Below are 14,826 nucleotides of genomic sequence, written 5' to 3'. Positions count from 1 at the left end.
ATCGGATGGCGATTCCGTTCAGTGGACTCCGGCACCGGCCACACGGTCCGAGACCGGATACTGCAGCGAATGAACGACCTTTCGGATCTGGCCGGCCGATACTCGGTGGCGGTCGACACCCGTGACCGGCCCGCGCTGGCTGCCCTGTTCACCGTCGACGCCGAATTCGTCCGGCCTCCCGCCGTGACCCGTGGTCGCGGCGCGGCGATCACGGTCGGCAGGGATGCGATCGTCGCAATGGTGCTGGACGGCACCGCGCACCTGCACGCCACCCACCACGCGGTGCATCAGCGGGTGATCGACGTGGACGGCGACAGCGCCACCGGATGGGTGTACTGCCTCGCCCACCATCTGTACCGGAGCGGGGACGGGATGCGGGACAGCGCGATCACCCTCCGCTATCGGGATGCCTACCGGCGTGAGGACGATCGTTGGCGGATCGCCCGCCGGGAACTGATCGTCGACATCGTCGACGATCGTCCCGTCACCGTGCCCACGGCCTGAACTGCCCCGTCCCGGCAGTCGGTTCGGTCGGGTCCCGTCCGAACCGACTGCCCGGGATCGGTCAGCGACCGGCAGCGAGAACGACCTCGACGAGCTCTTCGACGGCCCGGGCGCAATCGTTGCGATCGTATCCGAGGAGCTGCACTTCTTCGGGCGCCGGCTCGTAGGACAGGCGGTTGCCTCTGCCCTGCACGATCGCAGCGTCGGGCAGGAAGGGATGCGATTCGTCCCGCTCGGGGATGGTGCGATCGCCACCGGCGGCATCGACCATGAGCTGGAAGAACTCCTTGTACAGCAGGTTCTGGTCGCCGACGAGATAGGCCTTGCCGGATTCTCCCCGATGCAGCGCGCCGTGGATCGCCTGGGCGAGGGAGTACGCCGACATGTAGTTGGTGCCTCCCGTGGGAGCGAAGTCCGGGAAGGCCGGTTCCTTACCGGCCGCCCAGGACACCATGCGCCGGTAGCGCCGGGCCGAAGCACCCGGTACCGCCCCGATGATCGAGGGCGGGTTCAGAGTGCACACGGTGAACGAGTCGTCGGCCAGCGCCCGTGCACCCTCGTCGGCGTCCCGGCGCGCCGCGACGTAGGGGTTGCTGTCTGCGAAGGCCGGCTGCAGATGGTGGTAGTAACTGCCGATCTGCACGAAGCGACCCACCCCGGCCTGTTTGGCGAGGGCGGCGAAGCGGGGCACACCGACGCTCTGCGTGGTCTCCCAGAACGCTTCGTCGTCGCCCCCGTCCGTGCGATGCCGCGGATCCTGTCCGGCGGCGAAGACGACACCGTCGAACCCCCGGAGTTGTTCCGCGGTGAAGGTGGGAACGGTGTAATCGCCGACCAGGAGCGGAAACCCGGCGACCGGAGAATCGTCGGACAACGCTCCCCGAGCGGCGACCGTGACGTCGTCACCGTGCTCGCGGAGGAGCAGTGCCGCGTGTGCGCCGATCATGCCGGTACCACCGACGAGAAGAATCTTCATGTGCTGCATCTTTCGTTGTCGTGGAACAGGTCAGGGATGCCGGGGGCGGTTGGTCCACCCGCCGGAGTGTCTCGGGACCCAGCCTCCGCTCGAATGGGTACCACCGTCGACGTGGATCGTGCCGCCGGTGACGAAGCGCGCCAGGTCCGACGCCAGGAACACGGCCACCCCGGCGACGTCCTCGGGGCGTCCGGGGCCACCGAGAGGCGACCAGGTGGGCCACAGTGCCCGATCACGTTCCGGTACGAGTCGGTCGTACGGAACCTGTACGGAATCGATGAGGTCGGGGGCGATCGCGTTGACCCGGATGCCGTCCGGTCCGACCTCGGCGGCGAGCGACCGGGTGAACTGCGTCAGGGCCGCCTTGTACGCGGAGTAGACGGCGTGGCCGGGAATCGCCCGGTGCGCCTCGACCGTGGTGAGGTTGACGATCGATCCCCCTCCACCCTCGGCCATCCCGGGGAGAAGGGCCCTGCAGCAGAGGTCCGGGGCGCGAGCAGACGGGGTGGGCCATGGGTCGAGTACACAGGAACCGTGGTCGTCCTCGACAGGTCTGTTCCCGGTGTCCGGAAGTTTGTCCGACGGTGCTCTGCCGTGGTGCTACGAAGACCGTGAGGACGACACAGGAGACCGGATGCACATCGACGACCCGCAGACTGTTCCGAAGGGAGCGATCCAGCGCACCGCATTGATCCTTTCCGCGTTGGAGAACGCGGAACGCCTCACCCTGTCCCGGATCGTGGCTGCTACCGGACTGTCGCGTACCTCCGTCCATCGCGCACTGGAACAACTCGTCGAGCTGCGGTGGGTCCATCGGGACGGAATGGACTACCAGCTGGGGTTGCGCATGATCGAACTCGGCTCTGCGGCCGCACAACACAACATGGTGCGACGAGCCGCTCTGCCCACTCTGCACCGGCTCCACCGCATCAGTGGGTGCGTCGTACACCTGGGTGTGCTCGACGGGGACGACGCGGTGTATCTCGAGGCGATCGGTGACGAGGGTTCGGCTGTCTCGAATTCACGGGCAGGCAAACGACTCCCGGCTGCGTCGTCGACCATCGGCAGGGCGCTTCTGGCTGCGATGGGCAGCGATTCTCCCGAAGCCGAACGTGTCCGGCAGACCCGTCTGGCCTACGACCAGGAACAGTGCAGGAAAGGATTCGGTTGCGCTGCGGTGCCTATCGGCCGGATCGACACCGGACAGGCGGCCGCACTCTCGGTCTTCGGGCCGTCCGCCCGGATCGGTGACAGACGCCTGCTGGCGTCGGCGCAGAGTGCGGCGGCGGAGATCTGGCGACGTATCCAGGCGTCCCCACCGACGGGACGGGTGGCGAGGACGTGGCAGCACGGGAACGGTGCCGCAGTCCGGTCGTGAGGGTGGCCCATGTCGGCCCCGAACGTCACCTCCGGGCAGGTGCCGGGACAGCAGCAGCGGTCACCGTGCCACGTCGATCACCACTCGGGTCGGTCCGGTGAGGGAGAAGACCGAGAACGGGGTGCCGTGCGCGGCGACGCCGATGAACGACTGGGTGACACCTTCGAAGACACCGGACCCGCTGACCTCGACCACCGATCCGCCGGGTTCGGCAAGCACGGGATCCGGGCCGTCGTACTGCTCGACCCCACTGTCGAACGGGTAGGCGGAGCCGTCGATGAGCACCTGCAGCACGGCGTCGCCGGTGACGGGGACCTCCTTGCCGCTGCCGTCCTGGATCGCCTCGTCGACATAACCGACCCGCCATCCCGGCGCGCCCTCGCCGCCGAGTTCGTAGACCACGCGGTCGAAGCCCTCGTGCCGTCCGGTGCGGATGTCCACGACGGTGAGCTTCGCGTCCTCTCCGGCGGGGGAGACCTTGTCGCGCGCATCGCGCGGGACCTCGGCGGAGGTGGTGGGCTCGGGAGCCGAGGACGTCGGGGTGTCGACCGAGACGGCGGGGGAGGGTGCGGGCTCGTCGCCGCCGGCGGAGCATCCCGCCAGGACCAGTGCTGTTGCGGTGACGGCCAGTACGAGACGCGTGTGCTTCATGGGGCTCATGCTACGTCGGAGCGTCCGGCGGGCCCGGCGACGCTCGCGGGGGTTGACCGGATCGAGACATGAGGCGCACAATTCGTCCGAGGATGAATTCAACACTCGATGAATCGAGTGGATCATGAACATCGACCACACCTCCACTACCGTCGACATCCGCGACCTGAACGTCCGGCGCGGCAGCCACCGAGCCCTCGAGGAGGTGAGCGTGCGCGTCCCGCGCGGCTCGATCACCGGCCTTCTCGGGCCCTCGGGCTGCGGGAAGACCACCCTGATGCGCACGATCGTCGGCACCCAGATCGTCGAATCCGGCACGGTCACCGTGCTGGGCCTGCCTGCGGGCAGCGCCGCACTGCGCCGCCGCATCGGCTACGTCACCCAGTCGCCGAGCGTCTACCCCGACCTGACCGTCGCCGAGAACGTGTCCTATTTCGCGTCGCTCTACGGACGGAAGGGAACTGCGGTCGCCGACACCGTCGCGGCGGTCGGGCTCACCGACCATGCTCACGACCGGACGTCGGCCCTGTCCGGCGGCCAACTCGGGCGGGTCTCGCTCGCGTGCGCGCTGGTGGGCGATCCCGAACTCCTCGTCCTCGACGAACCCACCGTCGGACTCGACCCGCTCCTGCGGGCCGAGCTGTGGGAGCACTTCCGATCGCTCGCCGATCGCGGCACCACACTGCTCGTGTCGAGTCACGTCATGGACGAGGCCGATCACTGCGACACACTCGTACTGCTGCGCGAGGGCCGGCTGGTCGCCCGGCTCACCCCGGCCGAACTGCGCGAGCAGACAGGGGAGACGGGCCTCGAGAACGCTTTTCTCCGACTCATCCGGAACCGGACGGGAGCACGACCGTGAGCACCGTCGTCTATGCCACCACGACCACACGCATCCTGCGTCAGCTGCGGGCGGACCGTCGCACCGTCGCGATGATCGTGCTCGTCCCGAGTCTGCTGATGACGTTGCTGTACTTCATGTACCAGAACGCCCCCACAGGACCGGGAGGAGTCTCGCTGTTCGACCGGATCGCCGTCACGATGCTCGGGATCCTCCCGTTCGTCGTGATGTTCCTGGTCACCTCCATCGCGATGCAACGCGAACGCAGTTCGGGCACTCTCGAACGACTGCTCACCACGCCGCTGACGAAACTCGACCTGCTCGCCAGCTACGGCAGCGCCTTCTCGCTCGCGGCGGCCGTCCAGGCCGGCCTCGCGTGCGCGGTGGCGTTCTGGTTGCTCGACGTCACCAGTGCCGGGTCGGTGCTGTGGGTGCTGGTCGTCGCGGTGCTCGTCGCGGTGCTGGGTGTCTCCCTGGGGTTGTTGTGCAGTGCCTTCGCCCGTACCGAGTTCCAGGCCGTGCAGTTCATGCCGGTGATCGTCATCCCGCAGTTCCTGCTGTGCGGATTGCTCGTCGCTCGGGAAGATCTGCCCGACTGGCTGCGCTGGATCAGCAACGCGCTGCCGTTGAGCTACGCCGTGGAGGCCCTGCAGGAGATCACCGTGAACCCCGGTGTCACCGGGGTCATGGTGCGGGACCTGGTCGTCGTCGCGACGTTCGCTGCCGCGGCACTCGCGCTCGGGGCGGCGACACTGCGCCGCCGCACCCCGTGACGGACCCGGCCGGGCCCCGGCGTCCCGGACGCCGTCCCGGACACTCGGGCGCTCGCGACGAGATCCTTGCGAGTGCACGGGAACTGTTCGCCGTCGAGGGTTACGACAAGGCGACGGTACGTGCGATCGCGGCCCGCGCCGAAGTGGACCCGGCGCTCGTGCACCACTACTTCGGCACCAAACTGCAGTTGTTCACCGCGTCCGTCGCGCTGCCCGTCGATCCGCGGGACGTCCTCGCCCCCGTCTACGCGGCCCCGTGCGCGGAACTCGGCCGGGCTCTCGCGACCGCCCTTCTCGGCGTGTGGGATTCCCCGCACCGCGACGCCGCCGTCGCGATGTTCCGTGCGCAGATCACCGGCGGCGACAGCGGACTGATCCGTTCGTTCCTACTGGAGGTCGCGCTCGCGCCCCTGCTCGAGCGCATCGATCGTCCCGTGGGCACCGGCAGATTGCGCGCCGAGCTCGTGGCCACCCAGATGACCGGAATCATGCTGGTGCGCTACATCCTCGGACTCGAACCGCTCGCGTCGATGCAGTCCGAGCAGCTCGTCGAGATCGTCGCCCCCACGATCCAGCGGTATCTCACGGGCGAGCTGCCCGGGGCATGACCTCAGCCTCCGCGGAACGTGTGCTCCGTCCGGAGACAGAGGCGCGCTGTCGACAAGATGCATCCGTCCGCGCAGAGTGCACCCGTGGAACGGAGTGCGTCGTCAGGAGTGCTCGCGGAGGAAGGCGATGTCGTCGGCGAGTCCCTCAGCCGGGGTCTCGAGCACGATCGGTGCGTCGGCCTGCACCGCGATCTCCGCGAGCAACTGCGGATCGATCTGCCCATCGGTGAGATTGGCATGCCGGTCGCGGGCCGAATCGAACTCGTCGCGGGAATTGTTCAGGTGCACCAGATCGATCCGGCCGGTGACCGCACGCACGCGTTCGACGACACCGACGAGATCCTCCCCGGCCGCCCAGGCATGACAGGTGTCGAGGCAGAAACCGGGGCCGTGATCGCCGATGGCGTCCCACAGGCGGCCGATCGCGTCGAAATAGCGAGCCATCGCGAAATCGCCACCAGCCGTGTTCTCCACGAGGATCGGCACCCCGAACCCGCCCTTGTCCTCCTGCCGTTCGAACAATTTGCGCCAGTTCTCGACTCCCGCGGCGACGTCCTCACCCGCGCGCACGTGCCCACCGTGGACGACCAACCCGAGAGCGCCGATCCGCGCGGCCGCCTCGGCATGATCGGCGACGGCCTTGCGCGACGGCATCCGCACCCTGTTGTTCAGGCTCGCCACGTTGACGACGTACGGCGAGTGCACCACCACGTCGACATCCGACGCGAGGATCTGCTCGGTGCGCGGATGCACACCGGGCTTCGTCCACTTCTGCGGGTCCGACAGGAACACCTGCACGAGATCGGCGCCGAGATGTTCGCCCTGACCGATGGGATCGTCGTCCTGCCGGACGTGCGCACCTATCCGCATGTCCCACAGGGTAGGGGGATGTCCCGGCGACCGGGACCACAACACCCGGACCTGCCCGGAATCTGGTCGACTCGTCGCACTCGACGACACGACGAACGACGGGAAACGACGACGCATGGGCACACTCGACGGCAAGGTCGCGCTGATCACCGGAGCGGGGCAGGGGATCGGCCAGGGCGTGGCGTTCGCGCTGGCCCGCGAAGGCGCGGCGATCGCGGTCACCGGCCGGACCGAATCGAAGCTGGTGGACACCGTCGAGCAAGTCCGCGCTCTCGGCGGCACCGCGGAGCCGGTGGTGTGCGACATTGCAGATCCGGACGAGATCACGGCCGCGGTGGATCGAACGGTCGAGCTGTTCGGTGGCGTCGACATCCTCGTCAACAACGCCAGCTTCAATCCGCTCGGCCCGCTGCTCGACCTGAAGCCGGCCGTGCTGGAGAAGGCGTACCGCTCGGGTCCGCTCGCGGCGCTGCAGGCCATGCAACTCGTCCACCCGATCATGAAGGCCCGCGGAGGTGGGTCCATCGTCAACATGGTGACCTCCGCCGCCGTGCGGTGGGACACCAGCGGGTACGGCGGCTACGCCTCGACCAAGGAGGCACTGCGGTCGCTGACGCGCACCGCGGCATCCGAATGGGGAATCGACGGTATCCGCGTCAATGCCGTCGCCCCCCACGCCCTCTCCCCGGGCCTGAAGAAGTGGACGGAGACGTACCCGGAGGAGGCCGCCGCGTTCGTGAAGTCCATCCCGCTCCGCCGCATCGGCGACCCCGAACAGGACATCGGCCGCGCCGTGGCCTGGATCGTGAGCGACGACGCACGGTACCTCACCGGCGCGACGCTCCCGCTGGACGGAGGGCAGGCCCGCTGGGCCTGAGCCCCCGCCCGGCATACGCCCGCATCCCCGAGTCGAAGATCGGGGTCCTTCCCGATGGTGCGAGGGTCCCCGCACCGGGAAGATGGGTGCATGCCACTGCACTCGGCCCCAGCAGCCCGCGCCCAGGACCTGAAGAAGATCTACGGCAGCGGGGAAACCTCGGTACACGCCCTCGACGGCGTGACCGCCGACTTCGCCGCCGGTGAGTTCACCGCGATCATGGGTCCCTCCGGATCGGGCAAGTCGACCCTCATGCACTGCCTCGCAGGTCTCGACAGCGCCACCTCCGGAGCGGTCTTCATCGGCGACACCGACCTGACGACCCTGTCCGACAAGGGGATGACCCAGCTGCGGCGCGACCGCATCGGGTTCGTCTTCCAGGCCTTCAACCTCGTCCCCACTCTCACCGCGCTCGAGAACATCACCCTGCCGGTGGACATCGCGGGCCGCAAGGTCGATCGCGAATGGCTCGACACCGTGGTCGGCCGTCTGGGCCTCACCGACCGCCTCGGACACCGCCCCGGCGAGCTGTCCGGCGGACAGCAGCAGCGCGTCGCGTGTGCGCGTGCCCTCGCCGGCCGACCGGAGATCATCTTCGGCGACGAGCCGACCGGCAATCTCGATTCCCGCTCGTCCGGTGAGGTGCTCTCCATCCTCCGGGCCGCCGTCGACGAGTTCGACCAGACCGTCGTGATCGTCACCCACGACCCGCGTGCCGCCGGCTACGCCGACCGCGTGGTGTTCCTCGCCGACGGACGCATCGTCGACGAGATGCGCGAACCCACGGCCGACCGTGTGCTCGACCGGATGAAGCAGTTCGATCCCGCCTCCGCGGCACCCGTGGCGGAATAGGAGACACCGCGATGAGTGGGAATCCCATCCGCAGAGTTGCCCTGCGCAACCTCGCCGCCCACAAGGTGCGGCTCGCCCTGACCGTGCTCTCCGTGGTGCTCGGCACGGCCTTCATCACCGGCTCGTTCGTCTTCACCGACACGCTGCAGCGCACCTTCGACAACATCTTCGGCGACGTCGCCCAGGGCGTCGACGTCCGGGTCGGCACCGAGGAGAACGGCACCAGCGGCGTACCGATCGCGGCCGTCGACGAGGTCGCAGCCCTCCCCGGCGTCGACCGCGTCTCTCCGACGATCGGTGGCGGCATCATCGTCCTCGACTCCGAGGGCGCCGCGATCCAGACCGGAGGCGCGCCCGCCGAGGGTTACGCCTACATCCCGCCCGACCGTCTCGTCGGCGAACCGGAGATCTTCGTCGCCGGTGCACCGCCCGCGCAGAACGGGCAGATCGCGCTCAACGAGAGCGCCGCGGAACGCGGCGGACTCTCGGTCGGCGACAGCACGACGGTGCTCACCATCTCCCAGGGCATGGTGCCGGTGACCGTCAGCGGCGTCTACCAGCTCGACACCGATACGGGCGGCTATATCGGCGCGTTGTTCGCCGAGCAGCAGGCGTCCCAGCTGTTCACCGACGGCCGGCACGTCGGCTTCCTCGACGTCGCGGGCGACGGGTCGCTCTCGCCCGACGAGTTGCGCGACGAGATCGCGGCGGCGCTGCCCGATCTGAAGGTCCAGACCGGCGCCGAGGTCACCGAGGAGACCAAGTCGCAGGTCGCCGAGGCACTGAACTTCCTCAACTACTTCCTGCTCGCGTTCGGCGCGATCGCACTGCTCGTCGGCACGTTCATCATCTACAACACCTTCTCGATGATCGTCGCTCAGCGACTGCGCGAACTCGCTCTGCTCCGCGCGATCGGCGCGAGCCGCAAGCAGGTCGGGCGGTCCGTCACCCTCGAAGCCTTCGTCGTCGGCCTGATCGGCAGCGTCATCGGCATCGCCGCCGGTGTCGCCCTCGCCTACGGCCTGCGCGCGGCGCTGAACGCCGCGGATCTCGGACTGCCGTCCGGCCCGCTGCAGCTGTCCCCACGCACCGTGATCGTCGCGCTGCTCGTCGGCGTGGTCGTGACGATGATCAGTGCCTACGCCCCGGCCCGGCGGGCGACCCACGTTCCGCCCGTGGCCGCGATGCGCGAGGAATCCACTGCGACGGTCGAATCGCTGCGGCTGCGCACGATCATCGGTGTGCTCTGCGCGATCGTCGGTGCGGCCCTGGTCGTGGTGGGCGCCCAGCAGGTCGGCGGTGGCGCGGCCGCGACCGTCGGCATCGGCGCGTTCCTGCTGATCCTGGCGGTCCTGTTCGCGGCGCCGGCGCTGTCCCGACCCGTCGTGAACGCGCTCGGTGCCGTCTTCGCCCGACCCTTCGGATCCATCGGCCGGCTCGCGCGCACCAACGCGACCCGCAATCCCCGGCGCACCGCCGCGACGGCCTTCGCCCTCACCCTGGGCCTGATGCTCGTCTCCGTCATCGGCGTGTTCGGTTCGTCGGCGAAGGCGAGTGTCGACTCGCTCGTCGACAACGGCGTCGAGGCGGACTTCATGCTCACCGGGCCGCAGATGTTCGGCGTTCCGACGCCCGCCGCGGATGCCGTGCGCACCGTCGACGGCGTCGAGGAGGTCGTGCCCGTCTACGGAGTCCAGGCGAAGATCGACCAGGACTTCGAGTTCGGAGCCGCCGCAGGAGGGCCGCTCGAGGACGTCCTCGACCTGCAGATCACCGCGGGTACCGGCGATGTGTCCGCCGACGAGATCCTGGTCTCGCAGACCGCGGCGAACGATCGTGGCTGGCAGGTGGGTTCCGCCGTCCCGCTCACCAGCCGTGACGGCGACACCGTCGACACCACCGTCGCCGGCATTTTCACCGACAACCAGCTCATCGGCCCGTGGGTGATCTCGCAGCAACTGTTCGAGCAGTTCACGCCTCCGAACAACCGCTCGGCGCTCGTGGTTCTCATGAACACCGTCGACGAGTCGGAGCAGGTACGCACGGCGATCGAGGGCGCCGTCAAGGACTACGTGATCGTGCAGGTCCTCGACCGCGAACAGTTCAAGGGACAGCAGGCACAGCAGATCGACACGATCCTCGCGATCCTCTACGGTCTGCTCGCCCTCGCCGTGGTGATCGCGATCCTCGGCATCGTCAACACCCTGGCACTGTCGGTGGTGGAGCGACGGCGGGAGATCGGCATGCTCCGCGCGGTCGGTATGCAACGCGCCCAGGTGCGCCGCACGATCTATCTCGAATCGCTGCTCATCGCGGTGTTCGGTGCGGTCGTGGGTGTCGTGCTCGGTCTCGCGTTCGGCTGGGCCTTCGTGCGTACGCTCGCCGATCAGGGGCTCGACATCATCTCGGTACCGTGGTCGCAGGTCGTGGGCATGCTCGTCGCGTCCGGCATCATCGGTGTGCTCGCGGCGCTGTGGCCCGGGCAGCGGGCGGCGAAGACACCGCCACTCGAGGCGATCAGCGACATGTAGACAGCGAGAAGTGCCGTGTGGACGTGAGTTGTCCACAGGCAGTGGAGTTGTCCACAGCGACCGGCCCGCGGAGCATTCCGCGGGCCGGTCGTCGTCGGTGCCCCCTATGCTTCCGCGGCAGGGGGTGGTGGTGTGCGGGTGGACGATCTGGCCGGGTGGGACCCGGATGCGCTCGAACGATTGGGGGCCGAACTCGCGTTGTGCGCCGACGCGGTCGACGCAGTGTCCGGCGACGTCCTGCGGTGGGCATCCTTCGAAGGTGCCTGGCGCGGTGCGGCGCACGACAGTGCACGGTCCGTATCGTTCTCGCACAGCCGGGATCTCGGGGTGCAAGCCGAGTCGTATCGACAGGCGGCCGAGTGCGCGCGGTTCGTCGTACCGCGACTGCTGGAGCTGCGCGCGGAACTGGGCCACCTGCAGTCCCGGGCCGCGGCACGGGGTCGCGTCGTCGACGACGACGAACTGCTCGCGGCGCCGTTGCGCGCCCTGCTCGTGCGCGCCGATGCTCTCGACCGGGAGGCCGCCGCCCGGTTGCGCGACGGATCCGCCTCGACGGACACCGTTCCGGGAGAGAGCGACGGTATCCATACCGCGTTCCCACGATCCGGACCGCTGCCGCTGCCGCTGCCGGCCCTGCCGGATCCGGCCACCGACCCCGTCGAGGTCGCGCGATGGTGGCACGGGCTCGACGAGACGGTACGCACCGTGCTGGCCGCCGAACATCCCGAGAAGATCGGCGCGCTCGACGGAATCCCGGCTACCGCTCGCGATCTCGCCAATCGCGCTCTGCTCGACGACGAACGCCGCCGGCTCGGATCGGTCGCGACGCAGTTGCAGGCCGAACTCGACACGATGTTCCCCGGCGTCACGGGATTGTTCACCGACGCCGACGCGGGGTTGGAGCAGACGCTGCGGAAGATCGAAGCCCTCGACGCGATCGACGCGACCCTCGCCCACGGCGACCGGCAACTGCTCGCCCTCGACCTGTCCGGACGTGAGGCGATGGCGGCCGTCGCAGTCGGGGACGTCGACACCGCCGAGCACGTGGCCGTCTTCGTCCCCGGCGCGGGTTCGACCGTGCAGGGCAATCTCGAGGGTTACGACACCCAGGTCGCGGCCCTGCGCGACTCCGCTCGGCTCCTCCTCACCGACGACCCGGGCGACGAACCCGCGGTCGCTGCCGTCACCTGGCTGAACTACCAGGCCCCTCAATGGGGCTGGGGTCTCGCCTTCACCGAACGCAGTCCCGTCTCCGATCTCGCCGCCCGGATCGCCGCACCCCGGCTGGCCGGTTTCCTCGACGGCATCACTGCGTCGCGTCCCGACGACCCGCGCATCACCACGGTCGGGCATTCCTATGGGGCCGTGGTCTCCGGACTGGCGCTGAGGGAGACCGGCGCGGTCGACGCCGCAGTGTTCGCCGGGGCTCCCGGAATCGGGACCGCCGACGTGACCGACCTGCGGATCCCGGCCGGCTCCGCCTATCTCGTCGAAGCCGACCGCGACATCGTCGCCGACGCGGGCACCTTCGGCGGCGACCCGAGCTTCCTCGACGGCCTGACGCATCTTCCTGCCGGTCCCGGCACCACCACCACCGGTGCCCCGCTGGCGGGCATCACCGGCCACAGCTCGTATCTCGTCCCCGGAACGTCGAGTTCCCACCACATCGCCGGTGTCGTCGCGGGCACCGCAGAACGGAGCACACCGTGACCGCCACACCGAGAATCCGCGCCGGGCTGTGCATCGCGCTGCTGACGCCGCTCGTGGCGGCGTGCACCACCACGGTGTCACCGGTCGCGATGCCCGAGCCGATCGCCGCGACCAGCGCGGGTGCGGTCGAGTACTACACCGCTGTGCAGCGCGACGTCCTCACCGCACTGTCCGCCGAGTTCCCCGGGGTCCGATTCGAACAGAAGTACTCGAGCACCACCGCGGGATGCACGCTGCCCGACGGCACCTCGGGTCTGACGGTGCACCTTCCGATCCACGGCTCGGCGCGGCCGGTGCCGGTGGACGAACTCGATCGTGCCGCCGGCATCTTCGAGGACACAGCGGCGCGGGCCGGCTTCCACGGCCGGCACGTACTTCCGCCCGATACGGGCCTCGCCCTCCGGATGTTCGCGGCCGACGGCTCGTACATCACCTTCGGAAGTTACCTCGCTGCGACCGTGGGACTCACCGTCGGTTGTTACCGGAAGTAGGCACCGGCGTCGGTTAGGCTCGTCCGAGCGACGGCCGCTCGGGTCGTCGTGATTCGTGTCGGCAGCCGTGGAGGGACGAACAGATGCGCCCGATGCTCGGCATCTCCGTCGACGACGGTGAAGTATGCGCGGTCCTCGTCGACGCCGACGTGCCCAGTCTCGGTCCGTTCGACTCCCAGCGGGGTTTCGGTGCACCGGGGGACACACCGGCCGAAGCCGCCGCCGCTGCGGCCTCCGCCATGGCCGAACGCGCGTCGGCAGCATCACTGACCCTGGTCGCCGCCGCGGTGGTGACGGGTCCCGAGAACGACGAGGACGCCGACCCGGTCACCGAGGCCGTCCGGGCCGTGCTCGGCGTCGACGTCGACACGGTCCTGCTCGACGACGCACGATTGGCGTTCCTCGCCGGTGCGCCCGAGCTGGCGGATCTGCCCGTCCTGGCCCTGCACACCCGCACCTACGGCGTCGAATCGGCATCGATGGTCGATGTCCCCTCGCGCGCGGTGCTGTCCACGGTCAGCCCCGACGGCGACGAGTTCGGTCCTTACACACAGTCCCTGCCCGAGGCCATGGACGAAGCGGTCGCCCGCGCCGGAATCTCTCCCCACGCCGTGGTCTTTCTCGATCTGCGTCCCGGCGACGCCCGTCCGGCCCGGGAACTCGCCACGGTTCTCGGTGTCCCCTTCGTGACTCCCCACGGGGTGCCCTGGCATCGCGCAACCGGCGCGGCGCTGGTCGCAGCGGCCCGGCGTGCCCCGACGGTCGTCGCCACGCCCCCGAGTCGTCGTCGCGGCACCGTCCTGCTGGCCACGCTCGTCGCGCTCGTCGCCCTGCTGGGTGGGGGACTGGCGGTCGCGGTGAGCAGCGGTGTGCAAGCGGAGCGCTCCGCCCCCGGACTGCAGACCGCGGTCGCACCACCGCCGTCGCCGGTGCCGTCGCCCGATCGGGCACCCGTCGCCGACCCGTGTCTCGAGGCACGACCGGCCTCGTGGCCGGCCCGCGCCTCCGATCCGGCCGTCGACCCGGCGCCGTCGTCCGAGGCGACGCCCACCGAAAACCCGTGCGGCAGCGCACAGCCCACTGCGCCGTGATCCCTCGCAGGTCGCTCGTGTACGCCCCTCAGGGGCGCACTGTGCTCCGATGCGCCGCTCAGGGGCGCAGTGCGCGACCCGCGCGTGTGAGCGCCGCGGCATCGGACGCCACGACGACATTCTCGAACCGGGCACGGTAGTCGCCGAGATCGTCGCCGACGGAACCGACCACCGCGACCGCCGGTACCTCGCCGCAGCGCGCGAGGATCGCCGAGACGATCTTGCCCGCCCGCGACTGGCCGTCGAGCCGTCCCTCGCCGACGACCACGAGATCGGCGGTGCGCACGGCGTCGTCGAAACCCACTGCGTCGAGCACGAAGTCGGCGCCGGAGCGTAGTTCGGCACCGAACCGCGACCACATGCCGCCGGAGAAGCCACCGGCCGCACCCGTGCCGTCCACTTCCCGCGGGTCGCGCGGGAGAGTCGACGCCGTCTCCTCGAGGCGGCGTGTGAGCAGCGCGACGGCGGCCGGATCGGCGCCCTTCTGCGGCCCGAATATCCGTGCCGCATCGGTGTAGCGGGTCGTGACGTCGGAGAGCACGGTCACGCGTGCGTCGCCGAGTCCACCCCGCTCGTCGATGGCGGCGATCGCGCCCACACCGCCGTCGGTCGTCGCCGATCCACCGGCGGCGACGACGAGATGCCGTGCTCCACGCCGGACGGCGTCCGCCAT

Annotated in this window: 15 protein-coding genes and 1 pseudogene; 11 read left to right on the top strand and 5 right to left on the bottom strand. The window is 69.5% G+C overall.

The window, feature by feature from the left end; all coding sequences use genetic code 11:
- Positions 1 to 69: 69 nt before the first annotated feature.
- The gene (locus A8G18_RS14245; RefSeq protein WP_064064439.1) at positions 70 to 504 is read left to right on the top strand and encodes a nuclear transport factor 2 family protein; all 435 of its coding nucleotides are present in this window, start codon (positions 70 to 72) and stop codon (positions 502 to 504) included.
- Positions 505 to 565: 61 nt separating this feature from the next.
- On the opposite strand, the gene A8G18_RS14240 is transcribed toward A8G18_RS14245, so the two are convergent.
- Together A8G18_RS14240 and A8G18_RS14235 are read right to left on the bottom strand one after the other, a co-directional pair.
- A complete protein-coding gene (locus tag A8G18_RS14240) occupies positions 566 to 1,480 on the bottom strand; it encodes an NAD-dependent epimerase/dehydratase family protein (RefSeq protein ID WP_064064387.1) in 915 nt (304 codons plus the stop codon).
- A gap of 30 nt (positions 1,481 to 1,510) precedes the next feature.
- Positions 1,511 to 1,966 (bottom strand): annotated as a pseudogene (locus A8G18_RS14235) (SDR family oxidoreductase); the annotation flags it as partial.
- A 148-nt stretch (positions 1,967 to 2,114) separates the two neighbouring features.
- On the opposite strand from A8G18_RS14235, the gene A8G18_RS14230 reads away from it, so the two are divergent.
- On the top strand, positions 2,115 to 2,858 hold the full coding sequence (locus tag A8G18_RS14230) for an IclR family transcriptional regulator (RefSeq protein ID WP_064064438.1): 744 nt from the start codon (positions 2,115 to 2,117) through the stop codon (positions 2,856 to 2,858).
- A gap of 60 nt (positions 2,859 to 2,918) precedes the next feature.
- On the opposite strand, the gene A8G18_RS14225 is transcribed toward A8G18_RS14230, so the two are convergent.
- Positions 2,919 to 3,509 carry an AMIN-like domain-containing (lipo)protein gene (locus A8G18_RS14225; protein WP_064064386.1) on the bottom strand — a complete coding sequence of 197 codons (591 nt, stop codon included), beginning with the start codon at positions 3,507 to 3,509 and terminating at the stop codon, positions 2,919 to 2,921.
- 124 nt (positions 3,510 to 3,633) lie between these two features.
- Here A8G18_RS14225 and A8G18_RS14220 point away from each other — a divergent pair, with 124 nt between their 5' ends.
- From A8G18_RS14220 to A8G18_RS14210, 3 genes are read left to right on the top strand one after another with little or no spacing between them, the layout of a single operon-like run.
- Complete coding sequence (locus A8G18_RS14220; protein WP_064064385.1) at positions 3,634 to 4,371, top strand: ABC transporter ATP-binding protein; 738 nt, start codon at positions 3,634 to 3,636, stop codon at positions 4,369 to 4,371.
- A complete protein-coding gene (locus A8G18_RS14215) occupies positions 4,368 to 5,123 on the top strand; it encodes an ABC transporter permease (protein ID WP_064064384.1) in 756 nt (251 codons plus the stop codon). Before A8G18_RS14220 ends, A8G18_RS14215 begins: the two co-directional genes overlap by 4 nt.
- Positions 5,120 to 5,731, top strand: a complete 612-nt coding sequence (locus A8G18_RS14210) for a TetR/AcrR family transcriptional regulator (protein WP_064064383.1) — start codon at positions 5,120 to 5,122, stop codon at positions 5,729 to 5,731. The genes A8G18_RS14215 and A8G18_RS14210 overlap by 4 nt, the downstream gene beginning before the upstream one ends.
- A 102-nt stretch (positions 5,732 to 5,833) precedes the next feature.
- Here the strand turns inward: A8G18_RS14210 and A8G18_RS14205 are convergent, their stop codons facing one another.
- Positions 5,834 to 6,601, bottom strand: coding sequence for a deoxyribonuclease IV (locus tag A8G18_RS14205; RefSeq protein ID WP_064064382.1), 768 nt, complete (start codon positions 6,599 to 6,601; stop codon positions 5,834 to 5,836).
- Between the two features lie 115 nt (positions 6,602 to 6,716).
- Between A8G18_RS14205 and A8G18_RS14200 the strand changes: the two genes are divergently transcribed.
- The 6 genes from A8G18_RS14200 to A8G18_RS14175 all read left to right on the top strand — a co-directional run bounded on the left by A8G18_RS14200 (position 6,717) and on the right by A8G18_RS14175 (position 14,153).
- On the top strand, positions 6,717 to 7,478 hold the full coding sequence (locus tag A8G18_RS14200) for an SDR family NAD(P)-dependent oxidoreductase (RefSeq protein ID WP_064064381.1): 762 nt from the start codon (positions 6,717 to 6,719) through the stop codon (positions 7,476 to 7,478).
- 90 nt (positions 7,479 to 7,568) lie between these two features.
- A complete protein-coding gene (locus A8G18_RS14195) occupies positions 7,569 to 8,330 on the top strand; it encodes an ABC transporter ATP-binding protein (protein ID WP_064064380.1) in 762 nt (253 codons plus the stop codon).
- 11 nt (positions 8,331 to 8,341) lie between these two features.
- Positions 8,342 to 10,861 carry an ABC transporter permease gene (locus A8G18_RS14190; protein WP_064064379.1) on the top strand — a complete coding sequence of 840 codons (2,520 nt, stop codon included), beginning with the start codon at positions 8,342 to 8,344 and terminating at the stop codon, positions 10,859 to 10,861.
- A 138-nt stretch (positions 10,862 to 10,999) separates the two neighbouring features.
- Entirely contained in the window at positions 11,000 to 12,571 is a 1,572-nt protein-coding gene (locus A8G18_RS14185; protein WP_084421821.1) for an alpha/beta hydrolase, read from the top strand.
- On the top strand, positions 12,568 to 13,062 hold the full coding sequence (locus tag A8G18_RS14180) for an LppA family lipoprotein (protein WP_242496798.1): 495 nt from the start codon (positions 12,568 to 12,570) through the stop codon (positions 13,060 to 13,062). Before A8G18_RS14185 ends, A8G18_RS14180 begins: the two co-directional genes overlap by 4 nt.
- Positions 13,063 to 13,145: 83 nt before the next feature.
- On the top strand, positions 13,146 to 14,153 hold the full coding sequence (locus A8G18_RS14175; RefSeq protein WP_064064377.1) for a hypothetical protein: 1,008 nt from the start codon (positions 13,146 to 13,148) through the stop codon (positions 14,151 to 14,153).
- A 58-nt stretch (positions 14,154 to 14,211) separates the two neighbouring features.
- On the opposite strand, the gene A8G18_RS14170 is transcribed toward A8G18_RS14175, so the two are convergent.
- Positions 14,212 to 14,826 (bottom strand): glycerate kinase (locus tag A8G18_RS14170; RefSeq protein WP_167352098.1); only part of this gene is annotated, 615 nt, incomplete at its 5' end.

The sequence above is a fragment of the Rhodococcus gordoniae genome, from assembly GCF_001646655.1.
Lineage (GTDB): Bacteria > Actinomycetota > Actinomycetes > Mycobacteriales > Mycobacteriaceae > Rhodococcus > Rhodococcus gordoniae.
This window is presented reverse-complemented; position numbering and strand designations above follow the sequence as displayed.